Source organism: Saccharomonospora sp. NPDC046836 (genome assembly GCF_040645195.1).
Taxonomy (GTDB): domain Bacteria; phylum Actinomycetota; class Actinomycetes; order Mycobacteriales; family Pseudonocardiaceae; genus Prauserella_A.
The window spans coordinates 169724-191374 of sequence record NZ_JBEYXW010000005.1; the positions used below are offsets into that span (position 1 = coordinate 169724).

At 64.2% G+C, this 21651-nt stretch carries 12 protein-coding genes and 2 pseudogenes; 13 read left to right on the forward strand and 1 reads right to left on the reverse strand.

What is annotated here, in order from left to right; genetic code table 11:
- The first annotated feature begins 129 nt into the window (after positions 1–129).
- The 4 genes from ABZ863_RS09130 to ABZ863_RS09145 all read left to right on the forward strand — a co-directional run bounded on the left by ABZ863_RS09130 (position 130) and on the right by ABZ863_RS09145 (position 7372).
- A complete protein-coding gene (locus ABZ863_RS09130; protein ID WP_358532792.1) occupies positions 130–5088 on the forward strand; it encodes a ThuA domain-containing protein in 4959 nt (1652 codons plus the stop codon).
- 217 nt (positions 5089–5305) lie between these two features.
- Positions 5306–6199, forward strand: a complete 894-nt coding sequence (locus ABZ863_RS09135) for an RNA polymerase sigma-70 factor (protein WP_358532795.1) — start codon at positions 5306–5308, stop codon at positions 6197–6199.
- Between the two features lie 387 nt (positions 6200–6586).
- Complete coding sequence (locus ABZ863_RS09140) at positions 6587–6946, forward strand: hypothetical protein (RefSeq protein WP_358532798.1); 360 nt, start codon at positions 6587–6589, stop codon at positions 6944–6946.
- A gap of 27 nt (positions 6947–6973) precedes the next feature.
- Positions 6974–7372 carry an Imm7 family immunity protein gene (locus ABZ863_RS09145; protein ID WP_358532801.1) on the forward strand — a complete coding sequence of 133 codons (399 nt, stop codon included), beginning with the start codon at positions 6974–6976 and terminating at the stop codon, positions 7370–7372.
- 229 nt (positions 7373–7601) lie between these two features.
- Here the strand turns inward: ABZ863_RS09145 and ABZ863_RS09150 are convergent.
- A pseudogene (locus ABZ863_RS09150) lies at positions 7602–7703 on the reverse strand (IS5/IS1182 family transposase); the annotation flags it as partial.
- 333 nt (positions 7704–8036) lie between these two features.
- On the opposite strand from ABZ863_RS09150, the gene ABZ863_RS09155 reads away from it, so the two are divergent.
- From ABZ863_RS09155 to ABZ863_RS09195, 9 genes and pseudogenes are all read left to right on the forward strand, one after another.
- Positions 8037–8621, forward strand: a complete 585-nt coding sequence (locus ABZ863_RS09155) for a hypothetical protein (RefSeq protein ID WP_358532804.1) — start codon at positions 8037–8039, stop codon at positions 8619–8621.
- 720 nt (positions 8622–9341) lie between these two features.
- Positions 9342–13241, forward strand: coding sequence for a DNRLRE domain-containing protein (locus ABZ863_RS09160; protein WP_358532806.1), 3900 nt, complete (start codon positions 9342–9344; stop codon positions 13239–13241).
- Positions 13211–18772, forward strand: coding sequence for a LamG-like jellyroll fold domain-containing protein (locus ABZ863_RS09165; protein WP_358532809.1), 5562 nt, complete (start codon positions 13211–13213; stop codon positions 18770–18772). Before ABZ863_RS09160 ends, ABZ863_RS09165 begins: the two co-directional genes overlap by 31 nt.
- Entirely contained in the window at positions 18691–19332 is a 642-nt protein-coding gene (locus tag ABZ863_RS09170; protein WP_358532812.1) for a hypothetical protein, read from the forward strand. Before ABZ863_RS09165 ends, ABZ863_RS09170 begins: the two co-directional genes overlap by 82 nt.
- A gap of 32 nt (positions 19333–19364) precedes the next feature.
- Positions 19365–19760, forward strand: coding sequence for a hypothetical protein (locus ABZ863_RS09175; protein ID WP_358532815.1), 396 nt, complete (start codon positions 19365–19367; stop codon positions 19758–19760).
- A gap of 163 nt (positions 19761–19923) precedes the next feature.
- Positions 19924–20052, forward strand: a pseudogene (locus ABZ863_RS09180) (IS5/IS1182 family transposase); the annotation flags it as partial.
- A gap of 3 nt (positions 20053–20055) precedes the next feature.
- On the forward strand, positions 20056–20865 hold the full coding sequence (locus ABZ863_RS09185) for a reverse transcriptase domain-containing protein (protein ID WP_358533166.1): 810 nt from the start codon (positions 20056–20058) through the stop codon (positions 20863–20865).
- Entirely contained in the window at positions 20849–21208 is a 360-nt protein-coding gene (locus tag ABZ863_RS09190; RefSeq protein ID WP_358532818.1) for a polymorphic toxin type 43 domain-containing protein, read from the forward strand. The genes ABZ863_RS09185 and ABZ863_RS09190 overlap by 17 nt, the downstream gene beginning before the upstream one ends.
- Positions 21180–21620 carry a hypothetical protein gene (locus ABZ863_RS09195; RefSeq protein ID WP_358533187.1) on the forward strand — a complete coding sequence of 147 codons (441 nt, stop codon included), beginning with the start codon at positions 21180–21182 and terminating at the stop codon, positions 21618–21620. Before ABZ863_RS09190 ends, ABZ863_RS09195 begins: the two co-directional genes overlap by 29 nt.
- Positions 21621–21651 lie beyond the last annotated feature (31 nt).

A 21651-nucleotide genomic window follows, 5' to 3' on the forward strand; every position in this document is an offset into this window, starting at 1 on the left:
TTGATCCGTGGACCTGATGAGCGGCGCGAGTCTTGACAGTCCGCAGTCGCACCGTCACCCTGATCTCCAGTAAGCGCTTTCAAGATCGTCGGTAAGCGCTTTCCACATCGTCGTGGAGGGAGTGCCGAGTTGCGCCGATTGAGGCTTGTGCTGTCCGCATTGTTCGTAGCCACGTTGCTGCTACCCGTATCGGGAGTTCAGGCCGCCGGTGCCGAGGACCCCGTGGACTCCCGGTTCCGTGCACTGGTCTTCTCCAAGGTGACGGGCGAGCCGCACGAGTCCGTCCCTGCCGGTGAAGCGCTTGTCGAACAACTCGGGGTCGAGCACGATTTCGACGTCGTCGTGGACGACGGCACATCGCTGTTCAACGATGCCGACCTGGCCACCTTCGATGTCGTCGTCTTCAACAACGCGCACTCGACCCCGGACAGCGGTGACCTGCTGGCGACCGAGGAGCGTGCCGCCTTCACGCGGTACATCCAGGGCGGCGGGGGGTATGTCGGGCTGCACGCCGCGGCCGACTCGGAACGGAACTGGGACTGGTATGGCGAGCTGGTCGGCGCGCGGTTGGCCGATCACCCGGACTTCAGCGACACCGGCGGCACCTATCCGGGCCGGATCAAAGTGCTCGACCAGGTGCACCCATCGACCCGCGACCTGCCACAGCTGTGGGAACGCTCGGAGGAGTGGTACAACCTCGAGGCCGATCCGACCGGCGATGTGCATGTTCTCGCGCAGATCAAGCAACGTGACGGCATTCCCGGCCTCACTACCGGGGTGAACCACGCGTACTCCTGGTGCCAGGTCTACGACGGCGGCCGGTCCTGGTACACCGCAGGCGGGCACGCCCCGGCATCCTTCGCGGAGCCTGCCTTCGTCGATCACCTGCTCGGCGGCATCAACTGGGCTTCCGGGGCCGTGCCCGGCGACTGCGGCGCCACGGACAACGAGAGCTTCGCCATCACCAAGCTCACCGACGATCTCGCCGATCCGTTCGAGTTGGAGGTGACGCCGGACCGCCGCGTCATCTACATCCAGCGCACGGGCCAGTTCAAGATGATCGACCAGGAGACGCTGGAGGTCACCACCGTCGGCGACCTCGAGCTGGGTCTCAGCACGGCACGGCACTCCGACGGCCTGACCGGCTTCGCCCTCGATCCGGACTTTGCCGCCAACGGCTGGCTCTACGCCATGTACTCCGACCCCGACGTCGCACAGATCAACATCTCCAGGTTCACCTTCGACTTCGAGACCGACCTGCTGGACATGGGCTCCGAGCGGCCGCTGCTGTCGTTCCCGACCTGGCGCGACCAAGGCCTGGCCAACGTCCACATGGGAGGCGCTGTGGAGTTCGGCCCGGACGGCAGTCTCTACGCCGCGATGGGCGACAACACCGACTTCTCCCAGTCGAACAACTACGCGCCCATCGACGAGCGACCCGGCCGTGCCGCGTGGGACGCACAGGCCACCTCCGCCAACACGAACGACCTACGCGGCAAGGTGATCAGGATTCTGCCGACGGACGACGGCGGGTACGAGATCCCGCCGGGCAACCTCTTCCCGCCTGAGACATCCGACCCGGAGCTGACCCGGCCGGAGATCTACGCGATGGGCCTGCGCAACCCGTTCCGCATCACGGTCGACCAGCAGACCGGCGACCTGCTCGTGGCCGACTACGGCCCCGACGCCAACCAACCCGACCCGCAGCGCGGCCCCGAGGGAACGGTGGAGTGGAACGTCATCAGCGAGCCGGGGAACTACGGCTGGCCGCACTGCGCGGGGAACAACATCCCGTACCGCGACTACGACTTCGCCACTGGCGAGTCCGGCGAGCCGTTCGACTGCGCGGGTGGTCCGATCAACGACTCGCCCCACAACACCGGCCTGCAGCAACTGCCACCGGCGCAGGAGGCCTACATCTGGTACAGCTACGCGCAGTCGCCCAACTTCCCCGAGCTCGGTGCTGGCGGCGCGGGGCCGATGAGTGGCCCGGTCTACGACTACGACCCGGATCTGGACTCGGACACCAAGTTCCCCGAGTACTACGACGGCAAGTGGTTCGTCTTCGAGTACACCCGCAACTTCTACAAGACGATCACCCGCCTGACCGAGGACCTGGACTTCGAGAACGACAGGTTCGATCCCGTCGCGGAAGGCGACCTGCTGTCGATCAACCCGTTCCTCGGCTCCACCACGTTCCGTGGCCCCTTCGAGTCGGCATTCGGGCCGGACGGATCGTTGTACGTCATGGATTTCGGTACCGGCAGCGGCGCCGGTCGCGGCGACGTGAACGACGGCGCGGGTATCTACCGCATCGACTATGTCGGCGGTGACCGGCCGCCAACCCCAGCGGCGTCAGGAACTCCGACCTCGGGACAGTTGCCGCTCGCGGTCGAGTTCTCCAGCGAAGGCACCCGCCACTCGGCCGGCCTGCCGATGACGTACCACTGGTCCTTCGGCGACGGTGCCACATCGGACGAGCCGAATCCAACGCACACCTATACCACGGCGGGCAACTACACCGCACTGCTCACCGTCACCGACAGTATGGAACGCAGCTCGGTGGCCGCGGTCCGGATCTCGGCGGGCAACACGCGACCGGACGTCGGCTTCAGCTGGCCGCCGCATGGTGGCTTCTACGACTGGGGCGACAACATCGCCTATGACGTACGGGTCGACGATGCCGAGGACGGCAGTACCGCGGACGGCACGATCGACTGCGGAAGCGTTGTCGTCGGCGCACTGCTCGGCCACGACCAGCACGCCCATCCGCTCGACAACTATCCACATTGTACGGGGACGGTCCCGACCATCACCGACGGTGGACATGGGCTGGAGACCAATTTGTACTACGTCCTGGACGCGACGTTCACCGATGCGGGCGCGCCCGGGGTCGAGCCGCTGACCGGCGGCGACGCGGTCCGGCTCAACCCGAAGCGGATGGAGGCCGAGCATTTCGCGGACTCCCAGGGCGTGGCCGTGTTCGAGCGTCCGCTGGCCAGCGCCAGGGCACGCGTCGGCAGCATCTCCCACGGTGACTGGATCACGTTCGACCCGGTGAATCTGTCCAATATCGACTCGCTCACCGTCGGGGCTTCCTCGGCGACGGTCGGCGGCACGATCGAACTACGGCGCGACGCACCCGATGGGGAACTGCTCGGTGCCGTGGACGTACCGGTCACCGGCAGCGTCGACACCGTCGTCGAGCGCACCGCAGAGGTCGACGATCCGGGCGACACCTTCGCCCTCTATCTGGTGTTCCGCAACGACGATGTGGGGCCCACCGGGCCGGACCTGCTGGCGTTGGACTGGTTGCGGTTCAACGGTGACGGCGTGACGGACCGCAGCGGTCCCCAGGTCAGCGTCGAGGCGACACCGGTGCAGGGCACGGCACCGCTGGAGGTGTCGTTCACGGGCACGGCGACCAGCCCGGAGGGCGCCGAGATCACCGATTACTCCTGGGACTTCGGTGACGACACGACCGCGGAGGGCGCGAACGCCACGCACACCTACACCGAACCGGGCGAGTACCTCGCCGTGCTCACCGCGACCGATGCCGAGGGCCGGACCAGCACCACCGGCGTGCGGATCACGGTCACAGCACCGGCACCGGAATGCCGCGACAGCGGTGTGGACGAGTTCGGCGGCGACAGTCTCGATATCGGCTGCTGGTCGTCGATCGTGCGCCACAATCCGGAGGGGTACAGCGTGGCCGATGGGCAGCTCGTGCTGCCGACGGCACACGGCGAGCTGAGCTCCGCGCGGGCCGACGCCAGGAACCTGATCATGCGGCCGGCGCCGGACGGGGCATGGCAGGCCACCACCCGCGTCAGCATCGACGCGACGACCGCCTTCCAGCAGGCCGGGATGGTGCTCCACGCCGACGACAAGGACTTCGCCAAGGCCGTGGTGATGGCTCGTCCGGACGGCAGCAAGCGGATGTCGTTCTACAGTGTCGCAAATGGACAGGAACGTAATACCGGCACCGACTACACGACGCTGCCAGCCGACTTCCCGGCGACCTTCGACCTGAGGCTGGTCAGCGACGGGACCCAGGTCACGGCCTCGTACTCGGCGGACGGGCAGCGGTGGATTCCGCTGGGTCGCCCATACGTGCTGGGCGGGACCACGCCGTGGAACGTCGGGATGGTGGCGCTGTCGGGTGGGGACGGCAACCCCAACATCCCGGTCGTGGACGCTTCGTTCGACTGGTTCCGTCTCGGCGACGTCGAGCCGCAGGTGTGCCCGGCACCGGAGGCGCCCGAAGGCTTCACTGCCCTGTGGGACGGTCAGACGCTCGACGGCTGGCAGCTGGCGGGAACCGGATCCTTCGCCGTGACCCCGGACTGCACCCTGATGAGCCGCGGCTCCGGTGGACTGCTCTGGTACACGCCGCAGGCGTTCGGCGACTTCCATCTGAAGTTGCAGTACCGAGTGAACAACCCGACCGACAACTCCGGCGTGTTCGTGCGCTTCCCGGCGCCGTGGGACTGGCAGGGGCCGTGGGTGCGTCAGCCGGACGACAGTGTGCGGGGTTATGAGGTGCAGATCGAGGACAACCCGGCCGGTGGTGACCCACAGAAGACCGGCTCGATCTACAACTTCGCGACCATCACCGACCTGCTCGCCAAGCCCGTCGGTGAATGGAACACCTACGAGATCCGGGCGGTCGGGCACACGTACACCGTCATCCTCAACGGCCAGGTGGTGAACACCTACACCGGTGACGGGAGCCGGGCGCTGGAGGGGCACATCGGCTTCCAGAACCATCACAACGGTTCCGACGTCGAGTTCCGGGACGTGTGGATCACCGAGCTGGATCCGCCGGTGTGCCCGGAGCCGGATCAACGTGAGACGGTCGTCGTCGGCGAGGTCGACAGCGGCGTACCCAACCGCGTAACCGAGGACGGCTGCACGATCAACGACCTCATCAAGGACGAGCGCGACTGGGAAACGCACGGCGCGTTCCTGCGACACGTGCGCGACATCCTGAACAGGCTCGTCGCCGATGGCGTGATCGACGCACGGGAACGAAGCCGGATCCACAAGGCCGCGGCGCAGTCCGGGGTCGGTCGGCCGGCCGGTTGACGTCACCCGAGTTTCGGCCCGCCCACCACGCGCCGTGGTGGCGGGCCGAAGTGCTGATGCTGAACGCGGTGTAGGCGTACCAGCCGTACCACTCGATGAGGTTCCCGATGGACCCTGACCACCCGGCGCTGACACCGCGCGAGATGCTGTGTCACAGAACCGTGGGGGCCGGCGTCTGGTGGGTGGACACGGCCGCGAGAAGCGACAGGAGCACTACATGGCCCAGCCCAGCCCGGACCCCGCGACGGAGGCGTTCGTCACCCACCGCAACCTGCTTTTCACCGTCGCCTACGAAATGCTCGGCTCGGCGGCGGACGCGGAGGACGTCCTCCAGGAGACCTGGCTGCGCTGGGCTGGCGTCGACCTCGCCACGGTGCGGGACCAGCGTGCGTATCTGGTGAGGATCACGACGCGGCAGGCGCTTACCCGCTTGCGCACACTCGGCCGGCGCAAGGAGACCTACGTAGGTTCCTGGCTCCCCGAACCGCTACTGACTACGCCGGACGTCGCCGAGGACGTCGAGTTGGCCGACAGCATCTCGACGGCGATGCTGCTGGTGCTGGAGACGCTCGCGCCGACGGAGCGGGCGGTATTCGTGCTACGTGAGGTGTTCGATCTCGAGTACGACGAGATCGCCGAAGCAGTAGGCAAGACCCAGGCCGCGGTACGCCAGATCGCCCACCGAGCCCGATCCCACGTCGCCGAGCGGCGACCCCGCAGTGTCGCTTCACCGGCCGAGACGCGAACCGTGACGGCGGCCTTCCAGCGGGCGGTCGAAACCGGCGACCTGCAGCGGCTGGTCGACCTTCTCGCGCCGGACGTCGTCGCACTGGCCGACGGTGGCGGGGTCAAGCAGGCGATCCCGAAGCCGGTCGTGGGAGCCGACCGGGTGATTCGGCTGTTCGCCGCCGGCCTGAGCCGGGTCGGCGCTGCGTTGTCGGTCGATCCCATCCACGTCAACGGCTGGCCGGCTTTGATGCTCCGGCTGGACGGGGAGATCGACAGCGTCCTGACACTGCGCGTCGAGGACGGCTTGATCACCGGGATCTACACTGTGCGCAATCCGGAGAAGCTGTCGCGCATGGAGCGGGAGACCGTCGTGAGCCGATGAGGGTCTGTACTTATGGGCCTTACTCATCACCCGTAACAGAGGCGCACCATGCTGTCAAGGAGCCGCCGTGGCACCGAAGCGATCCAGCCGGTGACCGCACCGTCTACGGTTGCCAGGAGGACCGGAAAGACAGCCCCGAGGGCTGGCCGCCGTATCCAAGGTACGGGTGTGTCAGTCACCCTTGGCTTGCTACGGCACCGATTCTCGTGCCGTTGCGACCAGGCCGGGCTTCGGTCAGCGTTGCGCGAAGACCAATGTTCCCGAGAACAGGGTTCGTCCATAAGGGAAACGTCCTCGAGCCAATCGTGTGTTTTAGAACTTCTTGTCGATAGGCAGTCCGATGTGCTGGAGGCCCTGACTCAGGGGAGGAACCTCACGGCGAAGGAGATGGCCACGGCGCTGGATCAGTTCTATGCAAAACTGGTGATCCCGCCAGGTGACCTACATCTCTACCTGACGATTATCGAGGTAATGGACAATATTGGTAAGGCAGTTGTCAGAAACATTCGAGTCTTCGGCGGATTCCAAGGCGATGATGATGGTGCTTATTCGTGGCATCGACCCGCGAGAGGCCCTGGAGCAATCCCAGCCCTTTTGCGCGCGACCGTCTATCTCGATGCTGTGTACGTCACCGCGCGCTTGGCAGGCGAGTTCGTGCTGAGTTCGTATTTCCAGCTAACGGTTCCCAGGGTCAGGCGTGATCTAGGTATTGCGGGGATAGGGTACGATGCGGAATTGATCCTGTAATCGATCTAGATCTCCTGGGTGGTGAGGGTGTACGAGTTTCATGGGTGGTTTGGCCTCGACCTGTCGACGGAAGAAGCTGATTTCGCCATGAATGCCCGTGAGGTTGAGCGAGTTAGGGAGCTGATCGATCGGACGACTTGGACGCCTTCTGTTTCGATTGACCTGAGGTATCCGAACGGTCAAGCGTTTCTTACTATGACTGGTTTCCTCAACAGGAAGCGCGATTCGTCAGATCCGGTGGACAGCCTTCTTGAGCTGATTGCGTCGTCCCTTCCTGGCTCATGGGGCCTGCTCTATGAAAGGGATGACGAGATGCCGGTCTCCCCGGGGTCAAATGCGTTTAAAGTGAGAGTCCTTGCGCGAGGTCGCATCGAAAATCGGCTCGATCCGTTCTTGCCGCCTTGCAATCCGGTAATTGAAGACTGAAGCGCCAGTGTCGACCGCGTTATTGCAAAATTGGACATGAAAATGAATATTAAGGCCTGCGGGGCCGCCGATCACGCCACTGCGCTTGACCAAGGTCGCCATGCCCGCAGCAAACGGAAACCCGGTAGCAGCTGTCTCGCGATCTCGGGAACAACCGGATGCACGCCATACTTGGGCGCGAGGCCGGGGCAATGAGCCTTTCCGCGTAACGGTTCATCGCTCTGGGTGATCATGTTGTGCGGTCGTGTTCGACGTGGAGGATGACGAGGGCGGCTTTGACGATGCTGCCGATCTTCCAGGGGCAGAGGCTGATGTTGCGTAGAGCCTTGAATGGTCCGAGAAAGACTTGGACACTCCACTGTCGTCAGCACCGACGCCCAGGTCCTAGCACGAACTCGCCTGCGACGGAGATACAACTGGAGCGAGTGACGTTGCAGTTGACAATGGTTGCTCACCGGTTTTGACGTCCCTCGGCAACTGGCGGGCGACCCACCACAGGCGGCTAAACTCATGCCGGTCGTTAGTACTAGAGCATGTAGGCAGGGAACTTTTAGCCGGCAGGCTTAGATGACTGGAACTCGGCGCGTGACCAATAACGGTGGCGGTTCAAAAGGCGGGTGTGAATGTTTCATTCCGGGCGGTTTTGGTACTTTGGGGAGTTCTAATGTTAAAGATTGAGCCGGCGACGCTTCATCGAATCGATGATCCCAGGCTTGTGAGCCTGGTGAGAAATCTTGTCGGCGAACGAATATTGCGTGTGCGATATTCTGTTCCAGCTGGTGTAATTTGGCAAGGAGATACTGAGCTCGATCATGTACATGAAGTGGATATGGGAGTCGAACTGGTAACTGACTCTGGGCTAGTCCTGGAACTATCGTGGGCGACGCCAGGTAGTCGGGAAGGTCTGGCTTTTACGCTAGATCGTTTAGAGGAACTTCGCCCGAATAAGCTTGTAGACCTGGTTGAAGTCAGCGGGCGGCGGGAGTGGTCGAGAATCGTCGGATATCCGGTAGATAAAATCGGTGTCTCGTTTCATGTGTATAGCTACGATTCCTCCGTTAGGCCGTGGTCGTTCCGGATCGAAATGTCTAATGGTTGCTCGCTGGTCGTTGCTCTGGGTGAAATCGACGGTCGTATCCTTAGCTACATGCCGAACAATATTGTTGTAATGCTAGATGAAGATGTAGCTGGGGAATACTATGTCCCGGACAGTCTCCAATCGGCATGGGGTGAGACTGTAAGGTCGTGAATTACTGGTCAGCGAGTGGGTCTGATCCTGCGGCCATTGAAGGCGCATTCGGATATACCGTGCGCAACTTGCCGTCGGCTCTCCATGTTCTAGCCGCGAACGCGAACAGTGGTAGAACGTCACCCACGTCCTCTGGGAAGGCAATTTCCAACACGCCATCTGTCTGGTGAACAGCTGGCCAAAGTGGTGCTCGTCTCGCCGGAATGGTTGATTGTGTTCCTTCCTAGCGCGTTATAGCTGCTCCAAACTGATTAATACTTTCGTTTTTCTGGTTGGGCTGGTGACGTGATCTTCGTGGCACTGGTGTCACAGTTTGGTCACTGAAATACTGGTTATCGGGTTTGTCCGGATAGGTTGCGTGTGCGCGTTCGGGCGTGGCGCTGTTGTTCGGCGCTTTGCTTGAGCGTGGTCTTTTCCGGGTTATTCATGGTTTCGGCGGGCGCATTTTGTGCGTCCGTTGTTTTGTGCTGAGGCGGTTCCGTCGTGGTGCGCCGTTCGGTGTCGCGTTGGTCTCGCTGCTTGGTGGTGCTGCTGATTGTGGCGGTGGCGGCAGGTTTGGTGGTGGCGACGCCGTGGCCGGGTGGTGTGAGTGCGGCGGTGGGGGAGATTCCTCGGCAGGAGTGGGGTTCTGCCGAGGGGCGGAGTCATGAGGTCCCGTCGTCGGCGACGGATGCGACGGTGCGAGTCGGGGAGCATGATGCTGCGCCGGCGGATGGCTTGGTGGAGGACGAGCAACTGCCATCGCCGCCGATTGTCGATGCGCCGGTGCAGGAGACCGCGGTCGAGGTCGGGGAGCCGGAACCGGAAGAAGAGCCGGCCGGGTTTGATTCGGCGACGAGTCGGGAGTTGCCGGCTGAGGGGGCGCCGGATCTGCAGGTCTTCGCTAACGCGGATGGCACGAAGACGTTGCGTGCGTACCAGGGGAGGCAGTTCTTCCGTGCGGAAGACGGGACCTGGGACAAGATCGACTCGACGCTGGTCCCGGATGAGAACGTGTGGCGCACGAAGGCCGAGTCGGAGCCGAAGCAGTTCGCGGCGGTCGCGGGCAGCGATGCGATGGTGTCGGTGGGGCTCGGTGAGGGACGCACCTTTGCCTTTGGTGTCGCGGATGCCGAGCCGGTGCAGGGTGATGTGGCCGGCGACTCGGTGACCTATCCCGAGGTGCGCCCTGGGGCGGATCTGCAGGTGCAAGCCACGCCGGGCGGTGCGAAGGAGCTGATCATTCTCAAGTCGGCGGACGCGCCGACGGTGTGGGAGTTCCCACTGCACCTGCAGGGCATGACCGCGAGCTTGGACGAGGGCTCGGTGTTGCTCAAGGACCCGGAGGGTGTGGTTCAGGGTGTGATCCCGCCGGGGTTCATGGAGGACTCCAAGGTCGATCCGCTGTCGGGTGAGGGAGCTCGCTCGTACGGGGTGAGCTACGAGCTGGTCGGCGATGCGGCGAGCCCGGTGCTGCGGGTGCACGTGGACGAAGACTGGCTTGCCGATCCGGAGCGGGTCTTTCCGGTGAAGGTTGACCCGACAGTGAACCGGAACAGCAATGGGTCGACGTTTGTGCAGTCACCGTTCAATGCGGATAACTCCGGTGATCCGAACCTGAGCGTGGGGACCTACAACGGTGGCGGTAACAAGTCTGCCGCGTATCTGAAGTTCGACTCCGTGTCGTCGCAGTTGGCGGGCCAGTATGTGCTGGGTGCGCGGTTGTGGATGTATGAGACGTGGTCGTACTCCTGCAGTCCGCGTGCGGTGACGGTGCATCCGGTGACGCAGGGCTGGTCGGTCAGCGGGAACAAGATTTACCCCGGGCCGTCGTATGGGAGCAAGATTGGGGAGAAGTCGTTCGCATTCGGGCACAGTGGATCGTGCGGGCCGCGGTGGGTGGACATCAACCTCGGCGAGGCAGGGCGCTCGCTCGTGCACGGGTGGACGCACGGTGCGGCCAACCACGGCCTGACGGTGCGGGCGTCCACAACGGACTCCTACGGGTGGAAGAAGTTCGCGAGTGCGGCGTCGGCGAACCCGCCTTACCTCGCGGTGACGTATACACCGTACTGGTCTGATTACCGGATCGGCGCGATGACCAAGATGGTCACCTCGACCGAAGACGGCACGATGCAGGTGACGGTGACCAACCGGGGCAAGGACACCTGGACGCCGTCGACTGGTTACGAGCTGGGCTACCGGATCTGGAACGCGTCGGGCACCGAGTTGCCGTATGAGACGAACGCGGCGTGGACGAAGATGCCGCGCAACGTCGCGCCGGGTCAGTCGGTGACAGTGAACGCGACCCTGAAGTCGCTCCAGCCTGGTAGGTACCGCATCCAGTGGGACATGGGGCTGCGCGGGGTGACGCGGTTCTCGTGGAACAGCGTGCCGATGTCGCAATCGGTGTGGTTCACCATCGGTAATCAGACCCCGGTGGTGGGGTCGATGTCACCACCCAGCAACTTCAACTCGACGACATTGAGGCCGACGCTGGCGCTGACGGGCCGTGACCGTGACACCTACCCGGGCACGGGCCTGCAGTACAAGTTCAAAATCTGTGATGAGAAGGGCGCAAACTGCACGGAAACCGGGTGGCAGAGCTCGCCGCGGTGGGTTGTGCCAGCGGGCACGCTGCAGTGGAGCAAGACCTACGTCTGGTATGGACAGGTCAGCGACGGTCAGGCGACGAGCTTGTGGACGCTGGGCGCCTATTTGTCCACCCGGGTGCCGCAGCCTGCGATCACCAGCCATCTGGCGTCGACCGGTAATGGTGTCGACCCTGGTGTGGGGAACTACTCGACCCGGGTGACCGATGCCTCGGTCACGGCGATCGGGCCGGCGTTGGCCGTAACTCGGACCTACAACAGTCTGGATCCACGTGCGGGGTTGACTTTCGGGTCGGGCTGGGCGACACAGTTCGACAGCCGGATCGTGCCTGACTCGGACGGTTCGGGCAATGTCGTGGTCACCTATCCGGACGGGCGGCAGGCCCGCTTCGGCCGCAACCCGGACGGTGCGTTCGTCGCGCCGGCGGGGGAGCACACCACCCTGGTCGCGAACACCGGGGGTGGGTGGACGCTGCGGCTCAAGGGCGGCAAGCGCTACACCTTCGACGCCAGCGGCCGGTTGACGACCATCACCGACGCTGTCGGGCGGGCACAGAACCTCACCTACGACAACGGCAAACTGAGCGCGGCGACCGACGCCACGTCCGGCCGTTCACTGGTCTTCACCTGGATCGGTGGTCACGTCACCAGTGTGCACACGGATTCTGACCCTGCGCTGACCTGGATCTACCGCTATGACGGTGACCGGCTTGTCGAGGTGTGCGATCCGACGGATGCATGCGCGAGCCACGCCTACGAGCCCGGTTCGCACTATCGCACGGTCGCGATGGACGGTAACCCGCGCGGTTACTGGCGACTGGCCGAGTCCGAGGGCCCAACGGCGGCCAGCGAGGTTCCTGGTTTCTGGGGCAACATTGACGGCACGGCATCGGATGTCGCGTTTGGACAGCCGGGTCCGTTGACGGGTAGCCCAACGACCGCGGCCGGTTTCGATGGTTCGTCGAGCTATGTGCAGGTTCCCGACGATCTGGTGCGCAACTCCGCGTATGCGTCGGTGGAGCTGTGGTTCAAGACCACGACAGCGGGGGTGCTGTTCTCGACGAGCAACTATCTGCCCGGTGCGGCGAACCCGGGCGGGTCGATGCCGGTGCTGTATGTGGGCACGGATGGCAAGTTGCATGGGCATTTCTGGAACTCGCAGGTCACCGGGATTGTCAGTCCGAACGCGGTGAACGACGACCAGTGGCACCATGTGGTGCTTTCGGCGGCCTACGACACGCAGACGCTCTATCTGGACGGGGCCGCGGTCGGCACCCAGTCCGGAACCTTGGTGAACATCGACCCGTACAACTTCATCGGTGTGGGGGCGGTGAATGACCGGGCGTGGCCGGCCAAGCCGGCAGGGACCTGGAGTTATTTCACCGGTCAGATCGCCGAGGCCGCGTTCTATCAGCATCCGCTGGGTGCGAGTGTGGTGGCCGAGCACTACGCGGCCAGGTCAGCGTCGGATGTGCTGACCAGCATCACCCGCCCAGGCGGGGCGGTGGCCGCAAACCTGACCTACGACAAGGCCGACGACCGGGTGACGGCTTACACCGACGCCGACGGCGGCACTCATCAGGTGTCAAAGCCCACAGTGGAGGGTGACGGCTTCCGTTACGGCACCGCAGTGCGGGAGTCGAATCCGAACGCGCATTGGCGGATGCGGGAGACCGAAGGCACCAGCGCCGACGGGCAAACGGTGTTGCGGCGCGGCACCTACCACCGAGGGACGGGGAGCAGGACGAGTGGGCCGTTCCCGACCGGTTCGGCGCGCTCGTTCGATGGCGCCGCGAGCTATGTTCAGCTGCCTGACGACACGGTTCGCGGGTCGCGGCAGATGTCGGTCGAGATGTGGTTCAGGACCACGTCCACCGCGGGTGGCGTGTTGTTCTCCATCGCGGATCATCAGCCGGGGCAGCCGTCGTCGGGCGGGTCGATGCCGATCCTGTATGTCGGCACGGATGCAAGCTGTATGGGCATTTCTGGCAGAACACCGTGCCCGGGATCGTCACGCCGAACCGGGTGAACGACGGGGCGTGGCATCATGTGGTGCTCACTGGCGATGTCGATACGCAAACCCTCTACCTGGACGGCGCGTCGGTGGGCAGCCTGGCCGGGGAGATCTTCAGCCACCGAACGCACACGTTCGTGGGTACGGGATGGACGAAGAACCAGGCATGGCCGCAGATCGGCACCCGCGACTGGGCCTATTTCGAGGGTTCGATCGCGCAGGTCGCGCTGCATCAACGGGCGATCACAGCCGCGGATGTCACCCGCGAGTACGGGGCACGCGGCAGCCGCGAGGGCTTCATCAACGAGCTGCGGGCGACCGGGGTGCACAGCCTGTGGGGCCTCGAGGAGGCCGATACGGCGCAGCACGCCGAGGTCAATCTCACGATGGGCGGGGCCACCTACAACGACGTCACCCTCGGCGCCGACCCGGTGATGCGCGGCGCGGGCGCGGTGGAGTTCAACGGCAGCAGCAGTTCGTTGCGCCTGCCGTACAGCCAGGTCCGCGGGCGGACCCGGGTTGCGGTGGAGATGTGGTTCCAGACCACGTCCACCGCAGGCGGTGTGCTCTACGGGACCGGGTTCGACCTGCCAGGAACCACGCCCACAGCCGGCAACATGGCGGTGCTGTACGTGGGCACCGACGGCAAGCTGCGCGGCAACTTCTGGAACGGCACCTACGGCGCCATGAGCACCGAAGCCGAGGTGAACGACGGCGAGTGGCACCACGTCGTGCTCTCCGGCGACGGGGAGACGCAATGGCTGTACCTGGACGGCAACCTCGTCGCCACCGCCAGCGGGCTGATCCGCAACATCGACCGTATCGAGCACATCGGGGCAGGCTATTTCAGCAGCACCGCGTATCCGGCTCGACCGTCGGCGGAATGGTCCTATTTCGACGGACAGATCGGTGAGGTCGCGATCTACCAGAGGCCGCTGGACTCGGCCAGCGTCTCCGCGCACTACGCGGCTCGCACAACCGCAACGTCGGTGGTGTTGACCGACCCGGCGGAAGAGGACACCACCTACACCTACGATCCGACCCGCGGTGGCCGACTGGTGTCCACCACTGCGCCGAACGGCGGGACGAAGGTGTTCGCCTACGACACCGGCGGTTTCGTGCACCGGGTGACCGACGAGAACGACAACGCCACCACCTATGTCAACGCCGAGCGGGGTAACCAGCTGTCGGCGACCAGTTGCCGCGACAGCGGTGTCGAGGCCTGCTACACCAGCTATCGCAGCTACTTCCTCAACCCCGACGATCCGCTGGACCCGCGCAACGACACGGTTACCCACAGGCGGGACGCGCGATCGACCTCGGCCACCGACGACACCTACGCCACCCGCCACATCCTGCACGGCAACGGTCTCGTCGCCGAGGTGCTGGCACCCGGCGCCACCGGCGGGATGCAGCGCAGCACCACCTACCGCTACACCGACGGCACCGAACCCGCCGTGGGTGGCGGGACCCAGCCAGCGTGGCTGCTGAAGTCGGTCACCGACCCGGCGGGCGGCGTGACCCGCTACACCTACACCGCGACCGGTGACGTCGCCCAGGTCACCGATCCCGCGGGCCTGGTCACCGACACCACCTACGACGACATCGGCTGGGTCACCGAACAGACCACCATCTCGGACGCCACCGGCTCGGCCACGACGCGTTACCGCTACGACGGTGTGGGCCGACTGGTCGAGCAGCTCGATCCGCCGGTGAACAACGCCGTCACCGGCGCGGCGCACCAGCAGCGCACCACCCATGTCTACAACCCGGACGGTACGGTCGGCTCGACCACTGTGGACGATGCGGTCGGCAGCGACGACGCTCGCACCACCAGTTACACCTACGACGCCCACGGCCGGGTGCACACCGTCACCGATCCGGCCGGTGGGGTCACGACCACGGAGTACGACGCCTTCGGCGCGGTGGTGCGCGCCATTGATCCGGTCGGGACCGAGTTCAGCACCACCTACACCACCGCCCACCACCAGTTGGCGACCCGTACGGTGAAGGGCTTCACCGGTGACGGGCAGCCTGCCCGCGACATGGTCCTCGAGTCGCGGGCTTATGACCCCGCGGGCCGGTTGGCCAGCGTCACCGACGCGGTGGGGCGCACCACCCGCTACACCTACTTCGACGACAACCTGCTCGCCACCGAACACCTCGAGGCCTACACCGACCCCGACAGCGAGCAGCCGCGGGACCTGCTGCTGGCCGGCTACCTCTACAACGGGGCCGGGCAGACCACGTGGGAGTTCACCGGCGACCGGCGCTACTCCACCGAGACCACCTATGACCCGGCCGGGCGCGCGGTCACCACGACCGACCGTGACGACACCACTGTCCTGCGCTCCACGAGCACCACCTTCGACGCGCTGGACAACCCCACCCGCACCATCGGCCGAAACGCCGACGGCACCGTGCACACCGACATCGAGGCCTCCTACGACCCGCTCGGCCGGGAGACCAGCCAGACGGTCCACACCGGCAGCGAAGCCCTCGTTGCCCGCATCAACCGTGACCAGGCGGGGCTCGTCACATCCACAGTGGACCCCCGCGGCACCGCGACCGGCGCGGACCCCGCCGCCTACACCACCCATTACACCTACGACGCCCTCGGCCAGCAGGCCGTGGTCACCGCTCCTCCGGTCGCCGCCGAAACCAACGGCCAACCCGCCGAGACCGTGTCCCCGGTGACCACGACCGGGTTCAACACCTTCGGCGAAACCGTCGACCTGCGTGATCCTCGCGGCAACCTCACCCACACCACCTACGACCTGGCCGGGCGCCCCACCGAGCTGCGACTGCCCGACTACACCCCACCCGGCGCCACCGACCCCATCCCCGCGGTGGCCAAGACCGACTACGACCCTGCCGGCCGGGTCGTGTCAGCCACCGACGCGTTGGGCAACACCACCACCTACGGCTACGACGAACTCGGCAACCAGCGCCGCCAAACCGACCCACCCGCGCTCTACGGGCAGGCTGGCGGCACCTGGATCGCCACCTACACCCCGCTCGGCGAACAGCTGTCGGTCAGCGACCCCAACGGCGCGCAGACCTACGCGACCTACGACCAACTCGGCCGGCAAGTCACCGGCACCGTCGTCGAGACCGTGCCCGCCCCCACCCGCAATCTCACCACCCGCTACACCTACGACGACCTCGGCAACCTGGCTACCGTGACCAGCCCCAGCGGGCGGGTCACCGAGGCCACCTATGACGACCTCGGCAATCCGCTCACCACCACCGACGGGCTGGGCAACACCACCACCAGCACCTACGACGGCGCCGGACGCCCGCTGACGGTCACCGACCCGACCGCCCGGGGCACCAAGACCAGCTACGACCAGGCCGGGCGCCTCACCGCTCAGGCCGATACCGACCCCAGCGGTGCGGTGCAGCGGACACGCGCGTTCGGCTACGACCGCGCCGGGAACCAGACCAGCGTCACCGACTCCCTCGATGTCACCACGACCAGCACCTACGACGCGCTGAACCAGCTCACCTCGATCACTCGCCCCGTCACAGGCACCGAGTCGATCGTCACGAGCTACGGCTATGACCGGGCGGGCAACATCACCAGGGCCACCGACGGGGACGGCCACGCCACCGTGTTCACCGCGAACGCCTGGGGTCTGCCCGAGTCGACCGTAGAACCCGCCACCGACCAGACCCCGAACGCCGCGGACCGTACCTACACCGCGATCTACGACGCCGCCGGGCGGCTGGCGTCGCTGCGCAAACCGGGTGGCGTCGCGATCGCCAACACCTACGACCCGCTGGGCAACATCACCAAGCAGACCGGCACCGGCGCCACGGCGGTCACCCCGGACCGGGAGTTCACCTACGACCCCGCCGGCCGCCTCACCGGTGTGTCCGCCCCCGGTGGCACCAACACCTACAGCTACGACGACCGCGGCAACCTGGCCACCGCGTCGGGTCCCTCCGGCGACACCGGCTCCACCTGGGACGACGACGGCCAACAGGCCAGCGCCACCACTTCTGCCGGCACCGCCGCCTACACCTACGACCTGGCCGGCCGGCTGGCCACTGCCACCGACCCCCTCAGCGGTGTCACCGCCGGCTACGGGTATGACGATGCGGGGCGGCTCACCAGCACAGGCTACGGCGTCGGCAACGCCAACCGCACCTACACCTACGACGGGCTCGGCCGCCTCGCCACCGACACCATCACCGCCCCCGACACCACGATCACCGCGTCCATCGCCTACGACTACGACTACGAAGACCGGCTGATCTCGAAGAGCACCACCGGTATCGCCGGGGCGGGGGACAACTCCTACGACTACGACCAGGCCGGGCGGCTCATCGCCTGGGACAACGGCACCACCGTCCACGAGTACGGCTGGGACCCCGCCGGGAACCTCACCCGCGACGGCCCGGACACCGCCACCTACAACGAACGCAACCAACTACTGTCCAAAGCAGACACCACCTACGCCTACACCTCGCGCGGCACCCTCGCCTCCCGAACCACCGATGGCACCACCACCGCTGTTGAGTTCAACGCCTTCGACGAACTCGTCACCGACGGCACCACCACGAACACCTACGACGGCCTCAACCGCCTCATCGCCAGCGGCGGCACCACACTGGCCTACTCCGGCACCGGCATCGATGTCGTCTCTGATGGCACCACGGCCTATACCTATACCCCTGATGGCACGATGCTCGGCGCCGGTCAGCCCGGTGCCGGGGGTGTGGCGTGGACGGATCTGCATACCGACCTCATTGGACTGATCAACCCGGCGACTGGTGTCCCTGCGGGTTCGCGCACGTACAGCCCGTTCGGTCGGGTCACCGACCAGACGGGCACCCAGCCGGCGTTGGGCTACCAGCACCAGTACACCGACCCGGGTAGCGGCAACGTCAACATGGGCGCCCGCTGGTACAACCCCACCACCGGCACCTTCACCAGCCGCGACACCGCCGCCCTCGACCCCCGCGACCTACTGAACGCCAACCGCCACGCCTACGGCGCTGGCAACCCGCTAACCAACACCGACCCCAGCGGCTACTGCCTGCCCGTCTGCGCGCCCGCAATCCCAGGAGCCATTGCTGTCGGGGCTCGAATAGCTCCACACATCGGTCGGGCCATCGGTTGGGCGGGACGAATATTCGGGAGCGTGTTCGGCAGGCCGACCGCGAGTCCTCCGAAGCGTGAACATCGACCAGAGGCCCTGAAGTCTGGGTTTGGTCGTCGGTGTACGGCAACGTCAGCCAGGTCAACGAGGCCCTCGGCCTGCGCACTCGCGGTGGTATCGGCGGATGGCGACCACCAACTGGACCAACCGGGCCCGGAAACACCGGCTGTGGATCCTGCGGCCCCTCGACCGGTACGCCTTGGAGCAGCGGTGGTGGCGGCGGTACCAACGCGTGGCTGGATGCCGCAGCCGCGGCCGAGCGACTCCGGCGTGCAATTGAAGAAGCCCGGCGCAAGATGCTGGAAAACCGGGCCAACACGCCACACGTACGCCCACCCACGTTCGGCACCATCGCAGACAGCATCGCCCGGCTCATAGAAGCCGCAAACAACGCCCCCGGCATCGACCTCGGCATCCTCCTACCCTCCGACAGCGCAGGCGACCAGCCCTACCAGCCAGAAGATGCCCAGAACAATGCAGGGCAGTCGGGCCAACTGCCCCCTGCCACGGGACAACTTGACGGCGCTTGCGCTACTGGAGGGGACAGACGTGCCGACGGCAGTCCAACCGCGCAAATATGGCAATGTGGAAGTGTAACCCAGAAAAACGAGATTGATTATTCAATCAGACACGAATACATCGCCGCACTTGAAGGCTTGAAGGACAAGGGTGCCCTGATGCTTGCCTTCGGCCTTTCAGAGGAATTCGTCGCCCGAAAACTGCATGCTGAGCGCCGGTCCATAGGTGTGAAGTATAAGGATTTGACCCCACAGTATATGCTGGATAAAATATATCCGAGAAACATTGAAAAATATGGCGACCCACTTGGTCCTAGTGTCGACTACCTGCGTGAGCGTGGGAAATCGTGGCTCGATATCATCGAATCGGCCTCGCGTTCAGGTGGTCGCGATCTTGGACTCGGGAAGGATCAGATATGATATTGAGGTCTTTTCGTCAATACAATCGAGTTGTGGCGTATCATCCGGAGACAAAAACAATGGAGGAGGTGGAATCTTCCCCTGGTTCGAAAAAGGTTGACGGCGCGTTTGGTCAGCTAGGTGATATTCTGGCTGTACTATATCGAGAAGATGATGATGTAGTCCTTGAGGTCGGGAATTATCATTTCTGGCTAGGAGTTCAAACCGGTGTTTCCGTCGTGCACTCTGGCTCCGGACTCAATCGGTCGCTGACTATTGTGCGAGAATCAAGTGAAGACAGTGTTGTTGTGCATTATCCTCTCGAAGAGGGTCCTGTTCCGACGGAGCTGGATTCGACGCCATTTATCGAAGATGAGGACTTTGATTTCGGGCTTTATATAGCAAATGTTGCAAATAGTCCCGAAAGGCTTGATCGAATCTATCGATAGAACTGCTGAATCGCCGAGTCGATGCGAATGGTCAGCCGTCCCCGACTCAACCGACGTACAACGAACGACGACCTTACTCCGAGTTCGGATAGATTTCAACGCCGCCTGGTCGGCCGCCGCATCACTAAGCGATGTGTCGTAACCCATCTGAGAGTCGGGCGGACCGTTGTTCGAGGTGTCGCACTCAGCGGCGTATCGAGCGATCGACAGCCTGGGTCTGCTGCTGGCACCGGTGCGCAAGCGCCGGGTGGATTCGGTGGCGATCGTGGACGGCACCCTGGTCCCGACCCGGCGGGTGTTGATTCCCAAGCCGGGAACGAATGAGCGGCGTCCGCTGTCGATTCCTGCGGTCCGGGACCGTGTCGTGCAAGCCGCGGTGAAGATCGTGCTCGAGCCGATCTTCGAGGCTGATTTTCTGCCGTGTAGCTTCGGGTTCCGCCCGAAACGTTCGGCGCACGATGCCTTGCAAGTCCTCATTGATGAGGCGTGGAAGGGCAAGCGGCGGGTGGTGGAGACGGACATCGCTGATTGTTTTTCGGCGATTCCGCACGGGAAGTTGATGCAAGCGGTCGAGGAACGCGTCAGCGATCAAGGGATCCTCAAGCTGCTGCGGGTGATGCTGCGCGCGGGAGTGATGGAGGACGGAGTAGTGCGCCGCCAGGCGTCCGGAACCCCGCAAGGTGGTCCGGCGTCTCCGTTGCTGTGCAACGTGTACCTGCACCGGATGGACCGGGCATGGGACACAGGCGAGCACGGCGTGCTCGTGCGCTACTGCGACGACCTGGTCGTGATGTGCCAGTCACGGGAACAAGCCGAAGCCGCCCTTGGGCGGTTGACGGTCTTGTTGGGCGAGCTTGGGTTGAAGCCCAAAGCAGCCAAGACCCGCATCGTGCAATTGGCCGAAGGGGGACAGGGACTGGACTTCCTGGGCTTCCATAACCGGCTGGTGCGCGGGCGGACTCCCCGGTCGGCGCATCTGGTCTTCCTCGCTCGATGGCCAGCACGTCGGGCGGTCCAGCATGCCCGAGACCGGATTCGGGCTATTACGGCCCGGTCTCGGCTGCTGGTGCCGGTCGAGCAAATCGTGGATGAGTTACTGCATTGAAGTAAGTAGCAGGACAAAGTCGACTGCCGCTTTGCGAAATTACGTTCCAAGTGGTGGACGTGAGTTCGTTTTTGATCCGACGAGAAATAGGTTTGCTGTTGGTAAGCCAGCGCGCCACCTCGGGATAGACGGTAGTCCGCATCAGAAGCTTGCTAGGAGTATTGGGGCTGACGAAGATCGGGTCCTAGGAGGCACATGGATGTGGGTCGATGGCGGAAAGTTGGCAACAGACGAAGTTAGCGGGCACTATGGTGACAGATGGACGCCCGAGCTCAGGGCACAGTTCGTCGATGTGATGAAAGGATACGGTCTTGATGTCTCCCACACCAAGTGGGGATTCTAGCTGGCTGCCAGTGCTGGCTTTGGATCCTTCCAAATATGTGGGTTTAGTCGATGGTGCGGATGTATACATTGGTACGCGAGAACGCCCGCAGCGAGAAGTAGATTCCGAGACTCCAATCTTTCTACTTCCTTTACTTGAGCAAAGCTTAAGTGATATACGTCAAGAATTGTCAGATTGTGACCGACTCCATGGTCGACCTATGGGCTTCTTTGAAGATAAATTCAGCTTGCAAAGAATCCCATATGCTGCTTTGAGGGCGAAGAGTGATTATTGGGTATCTTTGGCTCTTGGTTGGATTATTTGCATGAACATTGTCGAGTATCGGGATCTGCTGGCTATGGTGAGTGAATCCGATTGGGCATCGCAAAAGGTGCGACACCGAGCTTGGAGGATGTTAAAAGATCTCACGTAATAGGCATTGGAGACGCGGCGTCCAGTGAAGT